General features: G+C 58.1%; 31 protein-coding genes and 1 pseudogene. 23 read left to right on the top strand and 9 right to left on the bottom strand.

Features of this window, described 5'->3' with window-relative positions; genetic code table 11:
• Nucleotides 1–3: 3 nt before the first annotated feature.
• The 5 genes from Q6D67_RS12085 to Q6D67_RS12105 form a co-directional block, all read right to left on the bottom strand.
• The gene (locus Q6D67_RS12085; RefSeq protein ID WP_304705864.1) at nt 4–1,383 is read right to left on the bottom strand and encodes a lipopolysaccharide biosynthesis protein; all 1,380 of its coding nucleotides are present in this window, start codon (nt 1,381–1,383) and stop codon (nt 4–6) included.
• The gene (locus tag Q6D67_RS12090) at nt 1,380–2,336 is read right to left on the bottom strand and encodes a UDP-glucuronic acid decarboxylase family protein (RefSeq protein WP_304705865.1); all 957 of its coding nucleotides are present in this window, start codon (nt 2,334–2,336) and stop codon (nt 1,380–1,382) included. Before Q6D67_RS12090 ends, Q6D67_RS12085 begins: the two co-directional genes overlap by 4 nt.
• 92 nt (nt 2,337–2,428) lie before the next feature.
• The gene (locus Q6D67_RS12095; RefSeq protein ID WP_304705866.1) at nt 2,429–3,166 is read right to left on the bottom strand and encodes a hypothetical protein; all 738 of its coding nucleotides are present in this window, start codon (nt 3,164–3,166) and stop codon (nt 2,429–2,431) included.
• The gene (locus Q6D67_RS12100) at nt 3,156–3,791 is read right to left on the bottom strand and encodes a SatD family protein (protein ID WP_304705867.1); all 636 of its coding nucleotides are present in this window, start codon (nt 3,789–3,791) and stop codon (nt 3,156–3,158) included. The genes Q6D67_RS12095 and Q6D67_RS12100 overlap by 11 nt, the downstream gene beginning before the upstream one ends.
• A gap of 30 nt (nt 3,792–3,821) precedes the next feature.
• Nucleotides 3,822–4,106: a hypothetical protein gene (locus Q6D67_RS12105; RefSeq protein WP_304705868.1), complete on the bottom strand. Its 285-nt coding sequence runs from the start codon at nt 4,104–4,106 to the stop codon at nt 3,822–3,824.
• Here Q6D67_RS12105 and Q6D67_RS12110 point away from each other — a divergent pair.
• Together Q6D67_RS12110 and Q6D67_RS12115 are read left to right on the top strand one after the other, a co-directional pair.
• Nucleotides 4,105–4,584, top strand: coding sequence for a hypothetical protein (locus tag Q6D67_RS12110; RefSeq protein WP_304705869.1), 480 nt, complete (start codon nt 4,105–4,107; stop codon nt 4,582–4,584). The genes Q6D67_RS12105 and Q6D67_RS12110 overlap by 2 nt on opposite strands.
• A 71-nt stretch (nt 4,585–4,655) precedes the next feature.
• Nucleotides 4,656–5,315 carry a TetR/AcrR family transcriptional regulator gene (locus tag Q6D67_RS12115; RefSeq protein WP_304705870.1) on the top strand — a complete coding sequence of 220 codons (660 nt, stop codon included), beginning with the start codon at nt 4,656–4,658 and terminating at the stop codon, nt 5,313–5,315.
• Between the two features lie 19 nt (nt 5,316–5,334).
• On the opposite strand, the gene Q6D67_RS12120 is transcribed toward Q6D67_RS12115, so the two are convergent.
• Nucleotides 5,335–6,021, bottom strand: a complete 687-nt coding sequence (locus Q6D67_RS12120) for a transposase (protein WP_304705871.1) — start codon at nt 6,019–6,021, stop codon at nt 5,335–5,337.
• 134 nt (nt 6,022–6,155) lie between these two features.
• Nucleotides 6,156–7,499 (bottom strand): MFS transporter, encoded by a 1,344-nt coding sequence (locus Q6D67_RS12125; RefSeq protein WP_304705872.1) that lies wholly within the window; start codon nt 7,497–7,499, stop codon nt 6,156–6,158.
• 199 nt (nt 7,500–7,698) lie between these two features.
• On the opposite strand from Q6D67_RS12125, the gene Q6D67_RS12130 reads away from it, so the two are divergent.
• The 5 genes from Q6D67_RS12130 (at nt 7,699) to Q6D67_RS12150 (ending at nt 12,394) form a co-directional block, all read left to right on the top strand.
• Nucleotides 7,699–8,277, top strand: a complete 579-nt coding sequence (locus Q6D67_RS12130) for a hypothetical protein (protein ID WP_304705873.1) — start codon at nt 7,699–7,701, stop codon at nt 8,275–8,277.
• Nucleotides 8,274–8,702, top strand: a complete 429-nt coding sequence (locus Q6D67_RS12135; protein WP_304705874.1) for a phage holin family protein — start codon at nt 8,274–8,276, stop codon at nt 8,700–8,702. The genes Q6D67_RS12130 and Q6D67_RS12135 overlap by 4 nt, the downstream gene beginning before the upstream one ends.
• A complete protein-coding gene (locus tag Q6D67_RS12140; RefSeq protein WP_304705875.1) occupies nt 8,699–9,388 on the top strand; it encodes a DUF3618 domain-containing protein in 690 nt (229 codons plus the stop codon). Before Q6D67_RS12135 ends, Q6D67_RS12140 begins: the two co-directional genes overlap by 4 nt.
• Nucleotides 9,389–9,536: 148 nt before the next feature.
• A complete protein-coding gene (locus Q6D67_RS12145) occupies nt 9,537–9,857 on the top strand; it encodes a thioredoxin family protein (protein WP_304705876.1) in 321 nt (106 codons plus the stop codon).
• Nucleotides 9,858–10,162: 305 nt separating this feature from the next.
• Complete coding sequence (locus Q6D67_RS12150) at nt 10,163–12,394, top strand: serine/threonine-protein kinase (protein ID WP_304705877.1); 2,232 nt, start codon at nt 10,163–10,165, stop codon at nt 12,392–12,394.
• Between the two features lie 35 nt (nt 12,395–12,429).
• On the opposite strand, the gene Q6D67_RS12155 is transcribed toward Q6D67_RS12150, so the two are convergent.
• A complete protein-coding gene (locus Q6D67_RS12155; protein WP_304705878.1) occupies nt 12,430–13,197 on the bottom strand; it encodes a hypothetical protein in 768 nt (255 codons plus the stop codon).
• 315 nt (nt 13,198–13,512) lie between these two features.
• The gene (locus Q6D67_RS12160) at nt 13,513–14,016 is read right to left on the bottom strand and encodes a DUF86 domain-containing protein (RefSeq protein WP_304705879.1); all 504 of its coding nucleotides are present in this window, start codon (nt 14,014–14,016) and stop codon (nt 13,513–13,515) included.
• Between the two features lie 252 nt (nt 14,017–14,268).
• Between Q6D67_RS12160 and Q6D67_RS21805 the strand changes: the two are divergent.
• The 16 genes and pseudogenes from Q6D67_RS21805 to Q6D67_RS12235 form a co-directional block, all read left to right on the top strand.
• Nucleotides 14,269–14,391, top strand: a pseudogene (locus Q6D67_RS21805) (IS481 family transposase); the annotation flags it as partial.
• An 18-nt stretch (nt 14,392–14,409) separates the two neighbouring features.
• A complete protein-coding gene (locus tag Q6D67_RS12165; RefSeq protein ID WP_304705880.1) occupies nt 14,410–15,279 on the top strand; it encodes an integrase core domain-containing protein in 870 nt (289 codons plus the stop codon).
• Between the two features lie 239 nt (nt 15,280–15,518).
• Nucleotides 15,519–16,790 (top strand): site-specific integrase, encoded by a 1,272-nt coding sequence (locus Q6D67_RS12170; RefSeq protein ID WP_304705881.1) that lies wholly within the window; start codon nt 15,519–15,521, stop codon nt 16,788–16,790.
• Nucleotides 16,787–17,410 (top strand): hypothetical protein, encoded by a 624-nt coding sequence (locus tag Q6D67_RS12175; protein WP_304705882.1) that lies wholly within the window; start codon nt 16,787–16,789, stop codon nt 17,408–17,410. Before Q6D67_RS12170 ends, Q6D67_RS12175 begins: the two co-directional genes overlap by 4 nt.
• Nucleotides 17,411–17,532: 122 nt before the next feature.
• The gene (locus Q6D67_RS12180) at nt 17,533–17,751 is read left to right on the top strand and encodes a hypothetical protein (protein ID WP_304705883.1); all 219 of its coding nucleotides are present in this window, start codon (nt 17,533–17,535) and stop codon (nt 17,749–17,751) included.
• 253 nt (nt 17,752–18,004) lie between these two features.
• A complete protein-coding gene (locus tag Q6D67_RS12185) occupies nt 18,005–18,223 on the top strand; it encodes a hypothetical protein (protein ID WP_304705884.1) in 219 nt (72 codons plus the stop codon).
• Nucleotides 18,224–18,367: 144 nt separating this feature from the next.
• Nucleotides 18,368–18,778: a hypothetical protein gene (locus tag Q6D67_RS12190; protein WP_304705885.1), complete on the top strand. Its 411-nt coding sequence runs from the start codon at nt 18,368–18,370 to the stop codon at nt 18,776–18,778.
• 205 nt (nt 18,779–18,983) lie between these two features.
• On the top strand, nt 18,984–19,241 hold the full coding sequence (locus Q6D67_RS12195) for a hypothetical protein (protein WP_304705886.1): 258 nt from the start codon (nt 18,984–18,986) through the stop codon (nt 19,239–19,241).
• Nucleotides 19,238–19,564 carry a helix-turn-helix domain-containing protein gene (locus Q6D67_RS12200; protein ID WP_304705887.1) on the top strand — a complete coding sequence of 109 codons (327 nt, stop codon included), beginning with the start codon at nt 19,238–19,240 and terminating at the stop codon, nt 19,562–19,564. The genes Q6D67_RS12195 and Q6D67_RS12200 overlap by 4 nt, the downstream gene beginning before the upstream one ends.
• A complete protein-coding gene (locus tag Q6D67_RS12205) occupies nt 19,545–19,901 on the top strand; it encodes a hypothetical protein (protein WP_304705888.1) in 357 nt (118 codons plus the stop codon). The genes Q6D67_RS12200 and Q6D67_RS12205 overlap by 20 nt, the downstream gene beginning before the upstream one ends.
• A gap of 327 nt (nt 19,902–20,228) precedes the next feature.
• Entirely contained in the window at nt 20,229–20,399 is a 171-nt protein-coding gene (locus tag Q6D67_RS12210; protein ID WP_304705889.1) for a hypothetical protein, read from the top strand.
• Nucleotides 20,389–20,616 (top strand): hypothetical protein, encoded by a 228-nt coding sequence (locus tag Q6D67_RS12215; RefSeq protein ID WP_304705890.1) that lies wholly within the window; start codon nt 20,389–20,391, stop codon nt 20,614–20,616. The genes Q6D67_RS12210 and Q6D67_RS12215 overlap by 11 nt, the downstream gene beginning before the upstream one ends.
• Nucleotides 20,617–20,749: 133 nt before the next feature.
• A complete protein-coding gene (locus tag Q6D67_RS12220) occupies nt 20,750–21,418 on the top strand; it encodes an HK97 family phage prohead protease (protein ID WP_304705891.1) in 669 nt (222 codons plus the stop codon).
• 6 nt (nt 21,419–21,424) lie between these two features.
• Entirely contained in the window at nt 21,425–22,537 is a 1,113-nt protein-coding gene (locus Q6D67_RS12225; protein WP_304705892.1) for a phage major capsid protein, read from the top strand.
• 299 nt (nt 22,538–22,836) lie between these two features.
• Nucleotides 22,837–23,133 carry a P27 family phage terminase small subunit gene (locus Q6D67_RS12230; protein ID WP_304705893.1) on the top strand — a complete coding sequence of 99 codons (297 nt, stop codon included), beginning with the start codon at nt 22,837–22,839 and terminating at the stop codon, nt 23,131–23,133.
• The gene (locus Q6D67_RS12235) at nt 23,134–23,343 is read left to right on the top strand and encodes a hypothetical protein (RefSeq protein ID WP_304705894.1); all 210 of its coding nucleotides are present in this window, start codon (nt 23,134–23,136) and stop codon (nt 23,341–23,343) included. It begins immediately after the preceding gene.
• Nucleotides 23,344–23,495: the final 152 nt, after the last annotated feature.

Here is a 23,495-nt window from a genome sequence, read left to right on the forward strand (position 1 = left end):
TCCTCAAAAAACAGTAGTACGTAAATGGTACTGGCGGCGCACCAGCCACCAGCAACCGGTGGCGAGCAGCAGGCTGCTGGCGATACTGGCCAGCGCCGCACCCAGGGCGCCCAGCACGGGTATCAACACCGCCAGCACCAGCAGATGCAGCGCCGCCGCCAGCACGGTGAGCCGCATTACCTGCTGCTGGTGGCCACTCATCACCAGCACCTGCTGGCAGTGCCCGAACAGCACGGCGCACAACTGCGCCAGCAACAGTGCCACCAGCACCGGCAACGCCGCGGCAAATTCGCCCCCAAACAAAGCCAGCAACCAGGGGCCGGCGGTAAATAGCAGCGCGGCCGCGACTACGCTCGGCCACAGGCTCACATGCGCAGCCTGAGTCACCACGCGCTGGAGGCGCGCCCGATCGCCCTCGGCGTGGGCGCTGGCCAGCCAGGGCTGGATCACCGCGGAGGTGACCGCGCCCGGCATGCCCGCCAACTGCGCCAGGCGGTCGGCGACAAAAAAACTGGCGGCGGCCAGCGGCCCGCCGATCAGGCCCAGCAGCAGGGTGTTGCCGTAGGTCATGACAATGTCGGCGACCCGGGTAGCGAACACCGGCATGGACTGGCGCAGCAGGTCCGCGGCCCCCGGGGTGGTGTCGCGGTTGTCCCCAGTAGTGTCAGCAGTGATGGCTGGGTCAACCGCAGGCTCAGTGCTGCCCGCCGCCGCGCTGACAAGCGGCGGCCGCGCGCCCTCCCAGAGCAACTGCGCCAGCAATACCAGCAGCAGGCTGAGCGCGAGTGCAGTCAGAATGTCCAGCGCTGTCAGCGGCCGTTGGACCAGCAGGAATGCGCCCAGGGCCAGCAGGCCGGTAAGCAACGGGCGCAGCACCTGTATCGGGACGAACGCGGAGAACAGCCGCGACGCCGCCCGCGCCAAAGCCTGGCGCAACAGAATCAGGGCGAGCAGCGGGGATGCCAGCAGGGCCAGGCTGACGACCGCGCGCGGCAGCTCCGTAAACAGCGCTGCCGGCAGGCTCCAGACGATCAGCAGCCCTGCCCCGGCACCGGCGCAGCTGATCACAATGACGCAGCCGTGCGCGTTTCTGCTCAATTGGCGCAGAGCGGTGTAGTCCCCTCGGTGGACATGCACCGCGGCGAGCCGGCTGGCCATCATCGGAATGCCCAGCGCAAACAGCGTGCCGAGCAGGAACAGCAGGTTCTGGCCCCAGGCATACACGCCGTAGGTAGTGGCGTCCGCCGCCAGGCGCGCCAGCAGAATCTGCAGCAGGAATACCACCGCCAGGCCGACGGCGCGAATGACCGCCGCCACCGCGCTTGAGCGCAGTACCTCACTGCGCCCCAGAAGGCGCCCTCCCCGCAACAGCCGTGCCTTCATTCAGCTGCTGATGCGAGGAGGGGCCGGAAGTAGGCGATGGTGTGTTCCAGGCCTTCGGTCAACGCTACCGTGGGCTCCCAGCCCAGCAGTTCCCGGGCCAGGCCGATATCCGGCTGGCGTTGGCGCGGGTCGTCCGCGGGCAGAGGCTCGTTGATGATCTGTGCGCGGGAGTCGGTCTGGGCCAGCACCTGCTCTGCCAGCTGGCGGATGGTGAACTCCACCGGGTTGCCGAGATTGACCGGGCCGGTGACCTCGTCGGGCGTCTCCATCAGGCGGATCAGGCCGTCGACCAGGTCGTCGACATAGCAGAACGAACGGGTCTGCTGGCCGTCGCCGTAGAGGATGATGGGCTTGTTGCGCAGGGCATGGACGATGAAATTGGACACTACCCTGCCGTCGTTCGGGTGCATGCGCGGGCCGTAGGTGTTGAAGATGCGCGCCACCTTGATGCGCAGGTCGTGCTGGCGGTGATAATCGAAAAACAGGGTCTCGGCGCAGCGCTTGCCTTCGTCGTAACAGGCGCGCGGGCCCAGCGGGTTTACCCGGCCCCAGTAGTCTTCGCGCTGGGGATGGACTTCCGGGTCGCCGTAGACCTCGCTGGTGGAGGCCTGGAGAATGCGCGCCTTGACCCGCTTGGCCAGCCCCAGCATGTTGATGGCACCGTGGACGCTGGTCTTGGTGGTTTGCACCGGGTCGAACTGGTAGTGAATCGGCGACGCCGGGCAGGCCAGGTTGTATATCTCGTCCACTTCCACATACAGCGGGAAAGTGACGTCGTGGCGCAGCAATTCAAAGTGAGGGTGGTCCAGCAGGTGGAGCACATTGTCCCGGGAGCCGGTGAAGAAATTGTCCACGCAGAGCACGTCGTGGCCTGCAGCCAGCAGTCGCTCGCAGAGGTGGCTGCCGAGAAATCCGGCGCCGCCGGTGACCAAAATGCGTTTCCGAGTGTGCAATGCTACTGCTCCAGCGGTGCAAAAGGTCGCTATTGTGACCGATCAGCGGTGGTGCGTCACTCGCGCGCAACAAGGAGCCGCTTGAGGCGCGCCTATCTCACCAGCGACGCAGCCGCGATGGCGAACAGGGCTGACAACAATGTCCCGATCAACATGTATTCGGCAAATATCGGGTTTTTCAGCTTGTCAAATCTCACTAATCCCTTGGCGGCGATAATAAAGCCGAGAGCGCTCCAGTCGTCGGCGAGCAAAACCACCATAAGCATCAGCCAGCGCTCCAATATGCCGATAACCCGGCCTGCGTTGTACTCCCTTATATCGAGGTCATCTGCGGGAGGCGAAGCAAGACGCGGCACCAGATTCAGGGCACTAAAAATACCCCTCATGGCAATATTGACTTCGTTGGCCAACACCAGCATCGCCACAAATATCGATGCGATGCGCCCCGCGGCAACAGGCTGGTGATAGCCCAGGGAGGCGATAATATCGCTGCAATACCCTGCCATGGATATAGAAACCGTAGAAAGCGAAAAGCCGCCCAACACCGGGTACAGCACGGCAGGAACCAGGGCAACGCTGGCCAGTACGCCAAGTCGCGCCCAGTGAACTTTCCCTTTGGTTTCCAGCCAGCCCCCCACTACTGAAAAGGCAAGAGCCACGCCCCCAGAAATCCAGGTGAAAAGACTTGAACCAAATACGACAAGTATAATTGCAGCCTGCGCAAGACCCAATATACCCGCAAACTTCCAACCAACAGCGTCATCCCTCTGCAGATACACTAGCCGGGTTGTTAACACGATGCACAGGAAAACCTGATACTCAATTACCATGGTTACCTCGCAAGGCGTCATCCAGACATGTTGATATGGCACTGGAAATGTCGGCCAGAGTTCCGAGCAGTCCGTCGGCGATGTTTTTGTAGACTGCGGATTTGCTTATTTCAAGCTCGTTGGCGATGTCGCGAACTGGATGACCAGCCAAGTGCAATCGATACACCTCAAGACGGTTGTGCTGCCATTGCTCTTGCAAGTGAGACACCAGCGCCAATGAGTGATTGGTCAGCTCTCCCTGCGGCAGCCCTTCAACCCGATATAACCCACCGTGTTGCTTCAATACATCAATCGCATCTCTCGCACGATGGAAGGCAGGGCCATCCATACCCAGCGCCGCCTTCCTGTTGATTGGCGTATCGATTCGCCCCAAACCTACGCCGAATCGCACCTTGGTGGGAAACAATCGGCTTTGAATGGTGGCGACCATTGCCCACAGGGGTGTCGCTGTGGTCAACACCGCCTGGAACTCATCACCCAGGGTGATGGTGAGAGGCGATGCCAGCGCTTTTTTGTTGCGAAGATTGAGCTCTGTGAGCACGACCTCCAGCTTCGTCTGCAATTCGCCCCGTTCCAACACCTCGCGGGAACTGCAGATATCGCCGATCAACGCCAGATAATTCATGTCAACCGTCCTGGTTGAAAATGCTTGATTTCAACCATAATGGTTTACTTTCTGATTTTCAACCGAAATGGTTAAATCCAGGGGTGCCAGTGCGACTCTTGCGGCCTCCAACACACCGGCATCAAACTCGTAGCCTCCTCGTGTCTTGAGCCAATCCAGAACTTCCGTGAGATGCGAGAGCGAAACACTGCCTTCGTGCACCGGTAAGGGAAATGTCGCGCGGTGGGCGAGCATGAGTTTGCGCATCGCCTGGCGGTAAATACACACGATGTCCGCCACGTCCGTCAGACCAACAAGATATTGGTCGCCACCCATGTCAGCCTCCCGCCATCCCCAGATCGGTAGCTACGGCACGCTACTGCTAAGCCTCGGCTTCGCCGCCGGGCTTACCGCGCTGCTGACTACTGTCATCACGCTCCGCGCCAGTCTTCCTGAACAGGCCCAATCAGCACCGCTGCCGGTCGCCACGCTCCTTTTTCAACAGGAGGATAGCTACCAGGAGACACTCCGCCTCACCGGCCTGCTGCAGGCGCGGGAACGGGCGCAGTTGGCGTTCGAGGTACCCGGCCTGCTGCTGTCGTTGGACGCGCGGGAAGGCGAACGCGTGGCCGCAAGGGCGGTGCTAGGGCAATTGGATACCCGGCAACTGGAAGCCCGGCGTGCGGCCGCGGCGGCGGATCTCGCCAGCGTGGAGGCGGATCTGGAATTGGCGCGTTTGCGCAGCGAGCGCAGTACGCAACTGCCACAACTGTTCCTGCTGCTGCGCCCAACCAAATGGGACCTGACCCTTTAATTTTGGAGAAAGGGGGGGAAGAGAGAAAAGGGACCTGACCCTTTATTTTTGGACACAGGGGGGAGGCAGACGTGAGCAAATCCCGGCAGGAAACACCCCGGAACTACCATCACGGGGATCTTCGCAATGCATTGATCATCGCGGCTGCAGAGTTGATTGAAGAAAGCGGAAGCACCGATTTCGCCATGATTGACGCCGCGCGCAGGGCAGGCGTCAGCAGCGCGGCTCCCTATCGCCATTTTCGGGACAAGTCTGCCATTCTGGAGGCGGTGGTCGAGTTCGCCTTCTTCGCCCTGGCCAGGGATATGGAGGCCGTCATTCCCCAAAACGCGCGGGACAGCATCGCGACCATCGTCGCCCTGGGCCAGGCCTACATCCGTTTTGTGACGGGACATCCCCAGTTCTACGCATTGATGTGGGGGGACCTCGGTGATCGGGAAGTCCGCCAGACCGACACCGAGCTTCGCAGCTCAGGTTTCTATATTTTGGTTGACGCGGTGCGCGCCTGGTGTGAGCAAAATGATCGCGGCGATGAGGATGCGCTTACGCTCGCAATCAAGCTCTGGGGCATGGCACATGGTCTGAGCGGAATTGCCATGCATGGGCACATCGAGCGATTTCTGCCGCAGGCGGACGTTTATTCCCTGCTGGAAACCAGTACCTACACTTTCCTTGATGGCGTGCGCCAAGGACAAAATAAAGGGTCAGGTCCGTCCTTAAAACGGACCTGACCCTTTAAATTTCGTGAAGTCACCGCAGTTGCGGTCGCCCCGTCACCCGGGGGGCGACCTCCCTGCCAGCCAGTTTGCCGATACGTTCCAGGAACTCTTCGCTGCCAACGGCCCGGTTCTGGGCCGCGGCGCGGCGCAGTGCTTCCAGCACGGACTCCGGCAACTGCTGTGCCACAATGGTGCGATAACGTTGCCGCCGAGAACCGGGTTTATCACCCAGCGCCAGATATTCCCTCCGCGGAACCACGAGCAACGATGAGCGCTCGCCCGCGTTCGTGTGCCACGATGACCAGAGCCAATCGCCCGGCTGAGCAACCATACCTGCACGTACAGGGTTAAATTCTATGTAGGACATGCAAGCAAAAAGATAGCGATCCGTGTCGACAATATTGGACTTGTAACGACCGGCCCACAGTGCTCCCGTTCGTTCAAATCGGCGATTCACACGCTGAGCATAGTCACGGTTGAGATTTTGCATAAGCTTGCCGAGCCCGCCTTCCATTTCGGGAGTTACCAGCAAGTGGACGTGGTTGGTCATCAGGCACCAGGCGTGCACCGACACCCGGTAAATCCCGGCGTAATGCCTGAGCAGGCTGAGATACGCGAGGCGGCAGTCCGCATCAAAAAACACCGTCGCTCGATTGACGCCCCGCTGCACAACATGGTGCGGGTATCCGGGCAGCTCCAGACGAGGTTGACGTGGCATGGCGAATTCCGAAGTGAGCCTATGGAGCGCCAGTATTGCCTCTGCTCCAAAGCCGGATAAAGCGTCTGGCCAGATTGGGTGAAAAATAAAGGGACCTGCCCCTTTTTCCAAAAAATAAAGGGTCAGGTCCGTTTTTACCCAGGCCGCGCCACCCGCAACAGCACAAATGCCAGGATGATCGCCGGCAACCCGGTGGCGGCGGTAATGAAAAAGAACGGCACCCAGCCCACCATTTCCGCCAATACCCCGGTAAAGCCTGCCAGTAATTGCCCGGGCAGGGTCATCAGGGAACTGAACAGCGCGTACTGGGTAGCGGTGTAGGCGGTATTGGTGAGGCTGGACAGATAGGCAATGAACACCGAGATCGCCAGCCCGCCGGAGACATTGTCGGCAATGATCGCCAGCACCAGGCCATAGGTTTCCGGGCCGATAAACGCCAGCCAGGCAAACGCCAGATTGGTGGCCGGCGCCATGAAGGCGGTCAGCAGAAGGATCCGGGCAATGCCGTAGCGGGCCACGAGCAGCCCGCCCACCACCGCGCCCAGCAGGGTCATGCCCAGGCCAAAGGCGGCGGCGATATTGGCGATCTGCGCCTTGCTGAAGCCCAGGTCCAGGTAGAAGGGATTGGCCATGACCCCCATGAAAATATCGGTGAGGCGGAAGGTGCCGATAAAGGCCAGAATCAGCAGGGACACGCGGCCGTAGCGCTGGAAGAACTCCGCAAACGGGCAGACCACCGCGCCAATCAACCAGGCCTGCATCTCACGGCGCCAGCCGCGATGGTCCGTGCTCGCCAGATAGTCGGTCACCCGTTGTTCGAACTGTACCGTGGTCTGGCTGACGGTGATCGCGGGCTCGGCGATGACCAGGGTGGTGACGATGCCCACCGCCATCAGCAGCCCCATTACCGCGTAGGCCACCGACCAACTGTCGAGGTTGGCCAGGTGCAGGGCCCCCGCCCCCGCCGCCAGGATCGCCACCCGGTAGCCGGTGACATAGGTGGCTGCCATCGCCCCCTGGCGGTGCTTCGCCTCTGCTTCCACCCGGTAGGCGTCGATGGCGACGTCCTGGCTGGCGGAGCCGAAGGCCGCCAGCACCGCCCACAGCGCTACCAGCCCCAGCTGTTCTCGCGGGTCGGTGAAGGCCATGCCCAGCAGGGCCGTGGCAATGACCAACTGCGCCAGCAGCATCCAGGCCCGCCGCCGCCCCAGCAGACGGCTGAGCAGGGGCAACTGGGCGCGGTCGATCAGCGGCGCCCACAGCACCTTGATGGAATGGGCCATGCCGACCCAGCTGAGAAAGCCGATCGCCGCGAGCTCTACCCCGAGGTCCCGCAGCCAGGCACTGAAGGTGCCCCCCACCAGCAGCAGCGGCAAGCCGGCGGAAAAGCCGAGGAACAGCATGCCGATGACCCGCGGGTTCAGGTAGACGCGCAGACCCTCTGCGGCGGGTACGGGAAGGGGCTCACGGTCATTCATGGATCTAACTTTCCGGGCTGGCGGCGGCGCGGTCCATCATAGCGGCTGCAAAGTCGGGTGCAAGCATTGTGCGCGCCCTGTGCCCTGCCGTCTGTTAACGCACAGAACCTGCGCCGAAACCGTGAAAAACTTGAACTCAAAGCACTTCGACAGGAATGTGCTAGTAGCGAGCATTCAACTGAATGCCGAGGAGTGTGTAATGACACCATCTTACCCAGACCCCAATCGCGGCGACGGGGGCAGTACGCCAGACGACCCCAAGAGCGGGACCGCGCAAGAGAAAATTGAAGCAGACGCCCGGGACGCGAAACGCGAAGCGGGTGCCAAAGCGCGCGAGCAGGCAGAAACCGGCCAGCACAAGCTCGCGGAAGGTGCGGACGCCCTGTCGGATGCCATTGATGCAGCCGCCTCAAACCTCGACGATCACGACCGCGAGGGGCTGGCCCGCTACGCGCGCGAGTTGAGCAGCAATCTGGCGAACGCGGCGGGACAGCTGGAAGACCGCAGCGTCGATGACCTGGCGAAGGATGCCAAGCGTCTGGCGCGGGACAATCCGGCGCTGTTCATGCTTGGCAGTATCGCAGTCGGTTTTGGTCTGTCGCGGTTTTTCAAGGCGAGCGCGGAGCGCGACCACCACGACGATAGCAACGCCCCGCGTAACGCTGGAACGTCCCGGAATGAGGACTTCTCGACCCGCACGCCAGTGCAACCACGTATGACGGAAACCTACAGAACACCGACTGCCCCAGGCAGTGGTGACGGGAGGGAAATCCTATGAACCAGGAACATGAAACCGCGCCGAATGTACCGGCGAGCCGCGAACACGGCAATGAATCGATCGCCGACCTGATTCGTGATCTCGCCACGGACCTGTCCAGCCTGCTGGGCAAGGAGATCCAGCTGGCGAAAGCCGAGGTCGGGGAGTCTGTCTCGGAAGCCAAAACCGCAGTCGGCGCGCTTGCAACGGGCGCGGCCATCGCCATGGCGGGGCTCGTTGTACTGCTCATGAGCGCGGTGTACGGACTCAGCAACGTCGTTGAGCCGTGGCTGGCAGCGCTGATTGTCGGCGCGGCCGCGCTGCTGATTGGCTACGTGATGGTCCATTCGGCCAAGGGCAAGATGAGCGCGAGCTCAATGGTGCCGGATCGCACGCTGGATTCCGCGAAGAAGGACCAAGAGACACTGAAGAGGGCTGCCCGATGAGCAACGCTACCGATACCAGCGGCGATGACACTCGCCACGACAAGCAACACGACGAAACGAAAAGCCCGGAACGGCTGGAACGCGAAGTGGACCAGGCGCGCGCCCGCCTCGGCAGGACCGCGAGCGAGCTCTCGGATCGGCTTTCGCCCGGTGAACTCATGGACCAGGCGCTGGGCATGGCCCGCGAGCACGGCGGGGAGTTCGGCCGCAACCTGGGCGCCCAGGTGAAAAACAACCCGATACCGATGATTCTCACCAGCGTTGGCATCTCCTGGATGATGATGTCGTCCGGCAACAACGGCACGGCGCAGACCCATCGCACGCACGATACCGGCACAGGCAGCGAGGGGCACGGTTTCAAGGACGCGCTTGGCAACACCGCCGCGAAATCGCGGGACGCGGCCTCCGCCGTGGGCGACCGCGTGCACGGTGCCACCGCGCATGCCAGCGAGTCAGCGCAGAACGCCCGGGACAGCCTGGTGAAGTTCTATCGCGACCAACCGCTGCTCGCGGGAAGCCTTGGCATCGCCATCGGCGCCGCCCTCGGTGCGCTGGTGCCACCAACGGAGATGGAGGACAACATGCTCGGCGAAGCGAGAGATCGCAGCGTCGAGGCCGCGAAGTCCGAAGCCGTAAACAAGTACGACGAGGTGCGGGAGTCGGCGCGGTCGAAATCAACGACCTAAGCGAGTTGGGGCAGCATGCAGCAATACTGCATGCGGGCTCGTCTCCAGCCTGCGCTTGATTTGCCGCGGGACTTGAGCACGCGCCTGACGTATTCTTCTGGTGACCGCCGGGGAGCCCGGCTCCCACATTCTGTCACTGGAGAATACTGTGAGCTCTTCCTACAATTCGGACGCGCCGGCCCGCCACGACATTGATGCGCTGGCCGGCGTCACGCTGCTGGAATTCGGTACTGACTGGTGCGGACATTGCCGGATGGCGCAGCCCATTATCGCCGCAGCAATCGCAAAACAGTCTGAGCTACGCCATCTCAAGGTCGAAGACGGCAAGGGCCGACCCCTGGGCCGCTCATTCGGCGTCAAGCTGTGGCCCACCCTTATATGCCTGCGCGACGGCCAAGAGGTCGGCCGGCTGGTGCGCCCTGCCAGCGGGGCGGCGGTGCAGGAGCTCTTGGCCAGGGCAGGTAAATAGCGGATTTGATGATTGCCCCGTGGCACCGGTGTACTGGAAAACCTGTCACCCGGGTGAGAGCCGAAACTCAGCCAATACCGGACGTTTGCCACCAATCGTAGCATTTGCACGGCATGTCCAGCTACTACTCGCTTGATTCCGGAACCCTAACCGCCCAAAACCTTGCTCCCGGCAGCCGTTGACACTCGAAAGTCTGGATTTGTGCTATTTTTTATTGTGGCGGCTACAAACCGAAAGGCGTCGGTTTCATGTAACACGCTGCAAGCGACCTGCAAGACTGTGTCAGCCTGTGAAAGCTGAATCTTATGAACGAATTTGCCATTCCAGGATATCGGATTCTCAAGCCACTGGGCAAGGGCGGTATGTCTTCAGTATTCCTTGCCGTGCAGGAAACTTTCGGGCGGCAGGTGGGCCTGAAGGTACTCTCCCCGGAAATAGCCGAAAATGAGCAATTCGGACGTCGTTTTCTCCGAGAAGCCAGACTCGTCGCGAGCTTCAATCACCCGAACATAGTGACGGTTTACGATACCGGCTGCATTGACGGCATGTACTATCTGGCGATGGAGCATCTCTCCGGTGGGGATCTGCGTAGAGCGCTATCCAAGGGCGTTTCAATACATGAAGCCCTGATTATCGTCATAGCAGCCGCAGATGCCATTGACTACTCTGCTCGCAAGGGCGTCGTTCACCGTGACATCAAACCAACCAATATCATGTTCCGGGAAGACGGGAGCCTCGCTCTCGTTGACTTCGGGATAGCGCACGATTTCAAGTGTGAAACCCTGTTGACAGCAGCGGGAACGGTACTTGGAACACCCCAGTATATGAGCCCTGAGCAGACCCTCGGGGAACCGACGGACTATCGCGCTGACATCTACAGCCTGGGCATCGTATTCTACGAGCTACTGGTCGGCACCGTGCCATTTTCAGCAGACAGCGCCGCGGGAATCGGCCTGAAGCACATAAATGCCGAAGTGCCACCCCTCCCTGAGGAACTGCTTCTTTTCCAGCCTATTATCAACCGAATGCTGGAGAAATCACCCGACGACCGTTATCAGGAGATAACTGAGCTAATTGATGACGCGGAAAAGCTGGCGGACAATCTTCCCATGGAGCTGAAGTCAACCATCCTGCTCCTGCAGGAGTCGGATGCGCCGGGCAGTTCGGCTCACTCAAGATCGAGTGGCAGTTTGAAGTATGTGCGACGTCGCTCCGAACGCCATAGCTTGAAAATCCGCTCACGGAAGCATCAGTCAAAGAGAATATTGTGGTCTGGACTCACCGGAGTGATCGTAGTGGTTGGCTCTGCCCTCCTTTTGACGGGGCTTTTTACGAGTCACGCTCCAGCTGGCGGAAGTAAACTGGTGTGGGGCTGGATGCCCAAGACGAACTGGATCAGCGATCCGACCGATTCAGCGTCAGCGGAGTTCGCCATTCAGGATTCTGGTTATGAGGTGGATACCATTCCGCCAGACCTGGTACAGCCACAGCTGGATGAGGTTCCGGTGGAACCGATTGAGGTGCCTCAAGGTCCAGAGCTGGCTGGTGCGCTGACAATGTTTCAGGAGAGGGTCAGGGGTGGCAACCTGCGGGTCACTGCACAGGACAGCGCCTACTATGATCTACAACATCTCCGCACGCAGAACCTCCCGGCAACCGAGTTCCAGCGAGCACTTGATGCCCTCAATCGAGCTGCCGGACGTCAGGTTGACGGGCTTCTGAAAGCCGGAAAGTTACGGGATGCAGAGCGCCATATTGATGATTGGGAAGTTGCGGCGGGCAGTGCAATGACCAGGGATTACCGGATCAGGCTTATCAGACAGCAACAAGATCTAGAGGAACAAAAAAGGCATTTATCCACACTGAATACCCGGATATCGGCGCTCGCAGACAGGGCTGTTGATGAGCCGGCGACCAACAGAGAGTTGATATCGGCGTATGCCGAACTTTTTAAATTGGAATCAGGTCGCGGCACTATTGAAGCAGGTTTCAACGATGCAGTTGCGCGCGAACTGGATCATGCCGGAGCATCGCTCGCCAGAGGCGATGTGGAGAGCGCCAGGACTTCGCTAGCTCTATTACACAGGGTCGTGCCGGAAGATGGCAGGCTAGCTGAAATCGAAGCCCGTACAACAAGACTGGAGCAAGACCGAGAGAGGGTCGTGGCGGCCATCTCCTTTGCAGAAAATGTCTTGCGGGAAGTCAGAGCGGACGACCGTTCTACATCTCGCACGCTTGGCGGTGATTTGATGACAATGCGTAGAATAGCAGACGCGCTGGCAGAGCTGACCCTGGCAGAGCGCGTCGAGCCCTACAAAAATCTTACCATTGCCACGAAAACAGAGCTATTGACCGCGTATCAAAAATTCTTTAACGCTTGCGTGGATTCTGGAGATATCGATTCAGCGAGGATCTCTATTCGGGAACTCGAGAGAGTTGCTGGTCAGTCCGTGGTCCAGCAAGCGTTATTGGTGAGTATGAGGGAACAGCTAAAAACCATGGCACCTTACAGGAGAAAAGATCTTCCCAGTTTTTGAATTGCCCAGCCGAAACTCCTGGAGGTTAGTGCCCTTCAGAATGCGTAGGAAAGGCCGATGCCAAAAGTGATCTCAGACTCCTCGATATCAACGTTCACATTGTCACTTCTCGTATCGTGTTTGTAGGTAAAAGAATCAACGTTAATGGAATAGCCCCAATCCTCATTGATGTCACCACGCCAGCCCACGCCAAATTTTACCCCGGTACCGCTGCCTGTACCGGTGTTGACAGGGCCACCCGAAACCTCCTGTTTGGCGCTACCGTCAAGCCAGGCGTGTGCAAAGGTGAAAGTGAGCCCCCCTTGGGGTATCAAAGGTAGCCAGTAACTCGCTCCAAGGAAAAAGCCGTCACTTTCGAACGTAAAACTCGCCGCAGGAGAGCCGTTGCCTTCGATCTTTGAGTCACGATACCCCAAGAATATACTGGTATTGCCTTGAAGCTGGTAACCGAGCGCGCCGACCCATTCTTTTCGGTTTCCTGTATATGTGATGTCACCTATAAATGGCACCGTAAATGAGTCGCTGGCGTCATTCGTTCCCTGAAAATAAACACTTGCGTACCAATCCCTCCATGTGATGCCTGAACCGACTTTAAGTGCCGCAGGGTTCACCCGGAAGGCAGATTTCAAATCAAGAACTCCGACGTTTGGAATCAGAATAGTGCCATCTTGCTCGAGTGAATAGTCCGCCAGAATGAACTCGGCGTAGGTAACCACATTGATGTCGTCCTGTGCCTCGCTTGTACCGATTATCGACAAGAAAACGACCGCAGTTGCCATGTGCACCGCAATATTTGATCTCACACTAAACCTCCGGGGGCGCTGAGTTCAGTAATTGAGCTAGCTGGTCACCCTTGTTATGAATTTTTGGTGTCAGTCGGAAACATCATAGTCAGACTGGAAACCGCTTTGCCCGGATTCCGACATTCGCGTTTATTAAAGACGAGAAGTTCTCTTTTGTAAAATTTTCATCGTGCCATGAACTTGATGCGCAGTTTTTCTATGTACTGGCTGTGGCAGAGCGAGCTGCTCAAGCTCGCGTGGACTTGATTGAGACGCGGCTGTTCGGCCAGGAAAAACTCAAGGCTCGGGGGACACTGTGCTCATTCATGCTTGGACTTATCGTGCTGATGCTCGTTGTGCCGCAGCTACGGGTGTGGTTTGCATTCTGAGGGCCACTGTCCAACACCAGATCGGGTTCCTGTTACAACAATTTGCGGCAACGGTCTCGATAAACTGCGCAACAGAGCGGTAGTTGCGCTCGTTCAAAACCGCTTCCAATAACCGCCAGTCGATATTGAGGTAGTCGTGGAAGATGGCATTGCGCATCCCCACTGCGCCCCGCATGGCCGTGGCCGATGGCTCGACTATGGCAATTAGCTCGTAAACACGTTCAATCGCGGCACGCGCTTCTGTGGGGACAGGCTTGCCGCGACACTTGAGCACGTGTTTCGCGCAACCAATGGCCATTTCCACCAGCACCTGTAGGCCACGTTCGGCGGCATTGCGTTCGTTGAAAGTCAGTGGCCCGACCCGTCGCCGTGAGCCGTACAGCCACGCCACCTCAATATGGGGCTGAGCCTGCAAGGCGGCAATCAGGATGTCCAGTGCAGGGTTATCCATCAGCGGCACCCTGTGTAGTACCTGAGACATAACTTACAGCATATACCGGAGACATGGTTTACACCTTTAGGCATTTGAGGGAGGACTTCAGATGCCTTGGAAGGAGTGTAAACCAATGGACGAACGTCTCAGATTTGTTGCCCGATGCCTTGATGGCGAGAACATGTCGGCTCTCTGCCGCGAGTTCGGTATCTCCCGGCCCACCGGCTACAAGATCTTCAAGCGCTATATAAGACGCTGGGGCTCGAGGGCCTGGATGATCAAAGCCGAAGGCCCTACCGGCACGCCAATAAGCTACCCTTTCAGCTGGAGCGCACGATCCTTCAGCTCAAACGGGAATACCCCAGTTGGGGCGCACCCAAAATCCGCGAGAAACTGTTACGCAAATATCCCATGATCAAGCCGCCGGCCAAGAGCACGGTACATGCCGTGCTCAACCGGCACGACTTGGTCAAGAGCCGCAAGCGGCGTCGCCACAAGGCACAGGGGACGGCGCTCAGTGACGCCCGGGCTCCGAATGCGCTGTGGTGCGCCGACTACAAAGGCGAGTTTCTGCTGGGTAACAAAAAATATTGCTACCCCCCCACAATCACCGACTACCCGTCTCGCTACCTGCTGGCCTGCGAGGGACTCGAATCCACCAAGTCACCCTTTGCATTTACGATATTTGAGCGAGTATTCCGCGAATTCGGTGTACCGGAAGCGATTCGTACCGACAACGGCTCCCCTTTCGCCTCCGCCAATGCACTCTTTGGGCTGAGCAGGCTCTCCGTCTGGTGGCTGCGCCTGGGTATTCGAATCGAACGCATCAAACCGGGTAATCCTCAGCAGAACGGGCGGCACGAACGTATGCACCTGACTCTGAAGAAAGAAGCCACCAAGCCTCCCGGCTTCAACTTCCTGCAACAGCAGGGCCGCTTTGATCACTTCATAGAGGTTTACAACCACCAGCGACCCCACCAGGCACTGGGCGGACGCTATCCCGGTGACCTCTATACACCCTCAGTGCGCTCTTACGAGCCGCCCTCAGAGATCGATTATCCGTATCACGACCGGGCGGTGAGGGTCACGCAGTGCGGGCGCATTTGCATCGGCAAACGCAAGATCAACCTTAGCACCGTGTTTGCAGGTCAAACTATTGGTATTCGGGAAGTCGCAGACCGTATATGGCTGGTCAGCTTTATGGATTATGATCTAGGATTCTTTGATGAGGATGTGGGGCGGCTTGAACCCGCCACCAATCCATTTGTACCGGAACTGTAAACTATTTGCCCGGTATGATCTGTAAAGGATGTCTCCGGTACAGACCCGCCTTTGAATGGCGGGGGCAGAAGGATTCGAACCCTCGACCTACGGCTTAGAAGGCGGAATTTTACCCCTCTAGTATCAATCACTTAAAGTATCTTTCCCTTATAAATCAACCGTTTAAGTTTGCCTTTGTTTTTCTTCGGTTGCCGGTGATATACTTCGTTGCACTTACCCTGCACTTACGAGGTGCAATCATGGCGGCGACACTCACCGAAAAAACCATCCCAAACCTGAGCCCCGGACCCTCCCCCTACGAGGTGCGCGACAAGGGCGGCAAGCATTCCGTGAAGGGCCTCCTGGTCAGGGTCCAGCCCAGCGGAACGAAAGCGTTTTATGTCGAGATCACCCGAGGCAAACGGGAGCGCATCGGAGACGCCAGCCAGCTCACATTAACATTTGCCCGCGAACGGGCAAAGGAGATCGTGGGCAAGGCAGCAGGGGGGCATGACTTCCAAGCGGAGCGGCGGCAGAAAAAGGTATTGAAGGATTCCACCTTGCGAAGCTATCTGGACGGCCCGTTTACGGAGCACGCACAGGCCAACATTGCCAGCCACCGCGACATGCTGGCCCGGATCAATAAGGTGTTCGAGCATGTCCTCGACAAGCCCATGACCGAGATCACTGAACTGGATCTAGCCAAGTGGAAACGGGAGCGCAAAAACGTATCTCTTGAGACCCAGCGCCGGGAGCTGAGTTATCTAAAGGCCGTTCTGAATCACGCTGTTAGCAAAAAGATCATTCCCGGACACCAGCTGGCGCAGGTCAGGGTTAAGGGCACCCTCAAGCATGGCGAGGGCGAGGCTAAGGTGCGGTTCCTCTCCGATGATGAAGAAAAGCGGCTGCGGGCCGCACTGGACGCCAGAGAGCAGGAATTGCGCGAAGGCCGAGACCGTATGCGGGCATGGCAGCGCGAACGAGGTAAGGCCCTCTCCCCTGCCATTCCAGCCGATCACTACGCCGACCACATTAAACCCCTGACTCTGGTGGCGATGAATACCGGGCTGCGCCGTGGAGACCTGTTTAACCTCACGTGGGATCAGGTGGACCTGGAGCGCAGGCAGATTCGCAAGATTATCAACAAGACCTCTCACGCGAGGCGCAAGGCTGGCAAGAAACTAGAACCCGCTGTCCTGCCGCTGTCTGCCGAGGCCCACAGGGTGCTGCAACAGTGCCACAATCAACGCGGCGACTCCCCCTATGTGTTCCCCTCCCCTATTTCCAACGGGCCATTGACGGACGTTAAGAAGGGATTCGAGGCCGTTCTCAAAGACGCCAGCATTGCGGGGTTTCGGTTCCATGATCTGCGGCACACTTTCGCTTCGCGGCTGGTCATGGCAGGCGTGGACATAAACACCGTCCGGGAGCTGATGACGCACTCCGACATCAAGATGACTCTGGTTTACGCGCACTTGAGCCCAGACCATAAAGCGGCGGCGCTGGATCGCGCATTCGGAGGTGCGAAATGACTAAGCGCAAACTTAGCGAATTCGACACCCCCACCCACAAGCGCATAGTGGGGCCATTACATGAGTGGTTTTCGGCTGAGGACGACCGTGACTGGCTCATTGCTGGTGACGCCGATGGTACGGAAGTAAACTTCAAAGCCATAGAGGATCTACTCGAACATTGTTCGCAGATTGTGCCGAGTGAAGAAACCAAAGCATTTTCAGCCGAACTGTTTGAGGGCGCGCTGCGTGTAGCACGGATGCTTGCGCAACGCGATGACAAGACCCGAGGGATGGTAGAGCTAATCATCCATAATATGGCTTTGGGAGCTGCCTATTTAATAGAAGATGTTGCCTTGCTTCAAACTGAGGCCGAGCAACGAAACAATATTCTCGTTAACAACGCTGGCAAAACTGCGGCCAAGCACTACGCTCTGGGTCGCGCCCGACTTCACCTCAAAGATGACGAGGGCCAGAAGCTACGCATGGGCGCGCTAGCGGATCAGGTTTACCGCGATCTGGTTGGAACGGAACATGAAGCCTACCTGCCGGGCACACCGGATGGGGTGCGCAAGTGGCTGGCCGATGGTGACTTGCCAGAATACGTGCGTAGCAGAGGCCGACCGAAAAAAAATAGGTAAAAAACAATTCGCCACCCGGTCGGATAACTAATTATCCGGCCCGCCCAGCAAATTTTATTGCTCTTTCCCGCCCTGTACTGTGCCTCTCGTAAACAGCAAAAACCTGTCACGAGGGTCACACAATGTCAAAAACCAATGCTAAACACTTGCCCCCGGAAGTGGAGAGACAAGCTTTCTCGATTGATGAATGGCGAGCCCGCTGGGGATTCGGTCGAAACTTTACTTATGACCTGATAGCCGCCGGGAAACTCAAAAGCACGAAGCTTGGCCGCAAGCGGATCATTACCGCAAAGCAGGACCGGGAGTTTGCGGAGTCTCTTGAAGTGGAGGCCGCACAATGAATCCCTGCGACCAGCAAGACGCGCCCCGCAGCGAGCTAGATTCAACGATCAGCCTGCGACCCGAACACAACCCCGTAGTGCGCAACCTCGGCAATTCAAAGTCCCTGCGAGCGGCTGTTGACGCCCAATGTGCTCATTGCATGGGCTGTACCGCTGAACACCTGGAGCCGGGTTTTCGGGATGAGATCCGAGACTGTAGCGCGCCAGCGTGCCCGCTGTGGAATTTCCGACCCTACCAGCGGAGTGCATGACCATGACTTCCAAAACTATTTTGCTGCCTTCAATCGCACCCGAGCACACCCGCAGCGTGACCCTGGAGCGCGGCCAGTACACCGTGCGCGTCCTGGTGGATGACATCGAGATTATGACCCGGATCAAGGGCAGGCCCTGGACGATCACCAGCGACATTGACGATCTGGTGTTGATTGCCGATGCCTGCCGGGGCGCATGGCGCATGATTCGCGAGGCATAAAAAAACGCCAGTTTGCGGCTGGCGTTAAGTGAAATTGTCCTATTCGGAGGACACTAGAATGATAGCACAAAACAGCATTGCCGATGCAGTAGCGGCAGCAAAACGCGAGACCAAATCAGCGCCGTCGCTGGTCAGGGTTCGCTGATGAGCGCAAGGGCCGATAGTAAAGGGATGCTCCCCAACGGGCGCAAGAAGTCAGGACCGCAGTTTGTCAGGATGCTGCACGCTGTTCTGGATCACCCGGACTACAAGGCACTGAGGAAGCCCACAAGGGCGTTTCTCTGTGATCTAGCCCGCCAGTACAACGGCTTCAACAACGGCAACCTGAGCGCCGCCGAGGGCGTCATGGGCGATCACGGCTGGACTAAGTGGGAGCTGATGCGAGCAAGGAAGGAAGCGGAAGCATACGGCTGGATTGAAGTCACACGATACCCCAGGGCGAAGCGCGACCCGATTCTGTACCGGCTGACCTGGATGCCGACAGACAAGTGGGACGGAGCGCCAAGGCTGGACCCTGGCGCACACAGTCAGAAAGTCAGGAGCCTAAGAGCATGATTTCGATTTTCCATGGTGCGGAGAAACACCTTAAAACCCTTCTGAGGTGCGGAGAAACACCACAGAGCAACGATTTCAGCCACAAATCAGCGTCTGAGGTGCGGAGAAACTACTTAAAAGGCTGTTTTTTCGGTTTCTGTGGTGCGGAGAAACACCCCTCTATAGATATCTACCATCCCTCGAAGGCTCTAGGGGGTTACAGGCTATGAGCACTAAGCGCATGGATAACTGGCAAAGGCTCACTGATCGGCATGAATTCGACTATGCCCAGGTGCCGGATTCTGACCTGTTGAGCATGAAAGTCATCGCTAGAAATGAATCGGCCATTTTCCTTTATGACGGTTCGGGCGTGTTCATTCAGGCACTGAGAACAACCGGACTCGGTGCAATCAATGTCGAGCTGTGGCGGCGAGGCTTGACGCCTGCCCAGCAAACCAGTTTAAACAGGAGGGCCGCGCAATGACCGACTTCATATCACACGAAAGCGCCATGCACCTGTTGGCGAATGGATATACCCAGGGACAACTGGCAGAGATCACCGGACTTAACCAGGGCACTGTCTCGCGCCGTATCCGCAGCGGCAAGCCCCTTTACTACAAGACCAAATCGACAAGGCAGATCGCTGCCGAGGTTGGGGTATCGCAATCCACTGTAAGCCGAATTCTTAGCCGGAAAGATCATCGTGTCTTCGACCTCGTATGCAACGATGCAAAACGGAAGGGTGCCATTCTGACTCAAACGCATACAACCAAGAGGAGCAACCGCAATGGATCTATCGGAAGCTGAACAACACTTGAAGCTGTGGGGCAGTAGGTACTACCGCAACCGATCCAACGGACTTGGGTACTCGCGCTCCCCATTGGCGCGGCTAATCTCCGGCACTGGCAGCGATGACCCGCTGGCCCTGGATACTGTAGACAATGCTGTGTCTGCCCTGGCCAAAGAGGAACCGCTGATACACTCGGTGATCGTTGAGAAATACGGGCGCGGGCTGGCATTCACGGTTATCGGAGAGAGGCACCCCGATGAAGTCACCGGCAAGCCTCGCACCCGCGATACTGTCGCAAGACTGGCAGACGGGGGTCTCGGTTTCGTTGCTTGCTGGATGACAATTAACCGCTAATTAATTGACAATTGCGGCGCACTACTGTATATTTAAACAGTAGAATGGAGCAACCCAAAACACAAGCCTCGACGTTAACGCGCCGGGGCTTTTTTTATGGAAAAAAATCATGCAGACACAGAGAAAAGCAGGCCGTCCGAAAGGCTCAACTGAAGCCGCCGTACAACTCCGCAGGGCCTTAGATTCATCCGTGGACGCATTGCTGACCCGAGCCATTGCAGGCGAGCCAGCGGCCACACAGTCCGTTATTGAGTTAGTGCTGAGTAGGCCCGAGCTACTGGCCGACCGATTAGAGGCCCGCCGGAACCGCTAACAGGAGCAGCCGAAATGATTGATTTTCAAGCATTGGCGAAACCGGCACCAGAGCAGGCCCAGGAGTTCATTGCCGACGAAGCCAAGCATGATGCCCGCGCCCTGGCCGATGGATTACGCGAGGTGCTGCGCCTTATGGCCGAGGCCGAATTTAAGAAACTGAGAGGTTACAGCGATGAGGTATGAAATCGACCACAAGCCCGCCACCGAGAACGATGTTGGCTTGATTGCCCAGGCACGCGGCGAACTACTCTCCACCATGATCAGGCAGTTAGCTTTGTATTCCGAAGTTGCGGAGTCGGGCGACCTGGACAAGCTGGCCGAGGTGGTTATCCGTGACGCTGCCAGCCTGCAAACCCTCCTGGAAAGTATGGGAGAAAACCAAATCACGCGCTGCCACTAATGGCAATGTTTGATACAATTGCACCATGCCCGACCGTGACGGTCGGCACCCCGCAGATCATTGTGCGTGACGCATTTCGAGAAGCGGCAAATGGTGAACTACTGAACCTTTGTCTCTTTTCGGAGTAGAGAACATGCACACATTTCAAAGTACCCCGTTACAAATCAAGTTTGCCCAGGCCGATACTGCCGAGGGCGAGTTTACCGGCATAGCATCCGCATTCCGTGACCGACCAGACCGGCATGGCGACATTGTTGTGCCTGGAGCCTACAAGCGCAGTTTAAGTCTGCACAGTCTCGAAGGCACCCGCCCTGCAATGCTGTGGTCACACGATCAGAGCCGCCCTGTAGGGGCTTGGGTAGACCTGAAGGAAACCAGCGCAGGACTGGAAGCAATGGGACGCCTGACAATGGACGTTCCTGAAGCTAAATCAGCCCGCGCATTAATGCAGGCTGGCGCACTGGGTCTTTCCATTGGCTACCGAGTTGCCCCAGGTGGTGCCGAGGTGCGATCCGATGGGGTCCGTATGCTGAAAGACCTGGACCTGTTCGAGATCAGTTTGGTCGCGATCCCTGCCGACACTGGCGCAACGATCCGAGCCGTTAAAGGCTACGATCTGGAAAACCCCCGAGAGTTCGAAACCGCAGTGCGTGAGGCACTGAACCTATCCAGTCGAGAGGCAAAACGCCTAACGGCTGGTGGCTGGCGTGCAATGGTCCGTGATGGATCAGACGACAACAGCAAAGAGCTGGCAGCAATCGCCGCCAGACTTCAGAGCATCACTAAATCACTTGCGAGGTAGTACCCCATGACTATGGAAATCATCACGAAAGCGTTAGAAGATCACGCCAAAGCTGTCGGCAACATTGCAGACTTTGCCGATGAGCTTGGCATGCGCGTTAAAGACCTGGAGCAAGCCACCGCTGGCGGGTTCAACGGCAGTTTTACCGGCAAGCGCGATGCAAGCCAGTTTGCGGCTGAGGTATTCGATAGCGAAGGCTTCAAAGACCTTGTGGCAGGCAATGCCGGAAACTGCAAGCTGACCCTTGAGCATTCACTGCTGGAAACCAAAAACACCATTACCGGCGACGCGGGCTCACCCGCCGAACCGTCTAATGTGATTGTCCAACCGCAGCGTATGTCCGGCATTGTTGGCGGCGCATTCCGCACTATCAATCTGCTGGACCTGATGCCGCGCTTGCCCAGCACCAGCAACATGATAGAGATCACGCGGGAGGCGGCTTTCGCCAATAACGCTGCTGCCCAGGCTGCCGAGGGTGACACTAAGGCGCAATCGGATCTGACGTTTGAGCTGATCGAGTCGCGCATGGTGACCTATGCCCATTGGCTGAAAGTCTCCAAGCAGAGCATTGACGATGCGCCCGCCCTGGCCCGGTTCATTGAATCGCGGTTGCGGTATGGCGTTATGCTCAAGGTGCAGGCAGACGTTATCAACGGGACTGGCGCAAGCGGTAGCCTGGATGGCCTGATTAACAACGCCACCGCCTACAGTCTGGCCGATACCGGCGATACCCTGGTAGATACCCTGAGCCGTGCTGCGGAGCAACTGGACCGTGCCGACTGGATGCCTACCGGCTTTGTGCTGCACCCTGCTGACTGGCGCGCCATTACTCGCGTGAAGGATGCGGAGTCGCGCTACCTCATGGCAGGCCCGGCAGGTACACCGATTCCCGCAGTGTGGGGTATCCCGGTTGCTGTGAGTAACTCAATGGCACAGGGGCAGTTCCTGGTTGCTGACTTCGATCAAGCCGCGATCCTTTGGGACCGTATGCAGGCTACTGTCCAGTTCTATGAACAGGATGAAGATAATGTTCAGCGCAATCTTTGGACGGTTTTGGGCGAGGGCCGCTATGGTCTGTCTGTGATCCGTCCGGCTGCCATTGTTCACGGCTCATTCTGAGTTGTCCCGGTGCTGCTGGTCATCCTCGCCAGTAGCACCACTCGGCACCGTGTCTCGGAAAGCTCACCAACCCGAGGCGCGGTGCCACCCTACCAGGGGGCCGGATCAAGTGGCCCGCAACGGATACACATGACCGCGTGTTTGCTTACAGTCCCACGTCCGCAGTATTCGGTTTCGACCGGAGACACCCCAGGGGGGCCGATGCGAAGTGCTGGCCGACCGAATACAATATCGGCGTGGTACATGCCTTATAACTTAATTGAGTATTTCCTTTGAAAAAATCCACAGCACCAAAGCACTTGAGTACCGAGGCCCGGAGCTGGTGGGATCGCCTGCTGGCTGAGTACGGCATTGCTGACGATGCTGGCCTGCTGCTGATGCAGACCGCCCTGGAGTCATTCGACAGGATGCGCGACTGTCAGGCAGCCGTGACGCGTGACGGCGCAATGATTAAAGACCGCTTCGACCAGTTGAAGCCGCACCCGCTGCTGGCCACTGAGCGCGATGCAAGGGCACAGATGCTGTCTGCACTCAAAGCCCTGAACCTAGACCTTGAACCTTTACGGGATGGCGTAGGCCGCCCCCCAGGAGCTTAAATGGCCACTACCAGAAAGAGAGTATCCCGACTGCGCGGTACTGGGCTGGATGAAAAGACGAAGGCGTTGTTCGGTGTTGGCTGCGGCTGGAATCAATACGGCAACGAGGAAGTGCAAAGGCTGTGGAATCTGTACGGAGCGGAATACCGCCGCCACAATCCAGACTCATTCGCTGAGATGCAGCTTGGCCCGCCTGCTGGCGAGCAGTAGCTATTTCTTGTCCCGGATCAGCCGAGCGGCGGGGGCTTCTTCATTCTGAAGGTTTGGTTTTCCCTGCGCTGCCGGGATCAGTTACGGGCTTTTCTTTCCACGATTTGAGCAGGGCATTGATCGCAGTCACCAGACCTGACTGGACGCTGTGC

Origin of the sequence: Haliea sp. E1-2-M8, from assembly GCF_030649675.1 — a bacterium.
In the GTDB taxonomy this organism is placed as follows: domain Bacteria; phylum Pseudomonadota; class Gammaproteobacteria; order Pseudomonadales; family Halieaceae; genus Haliea.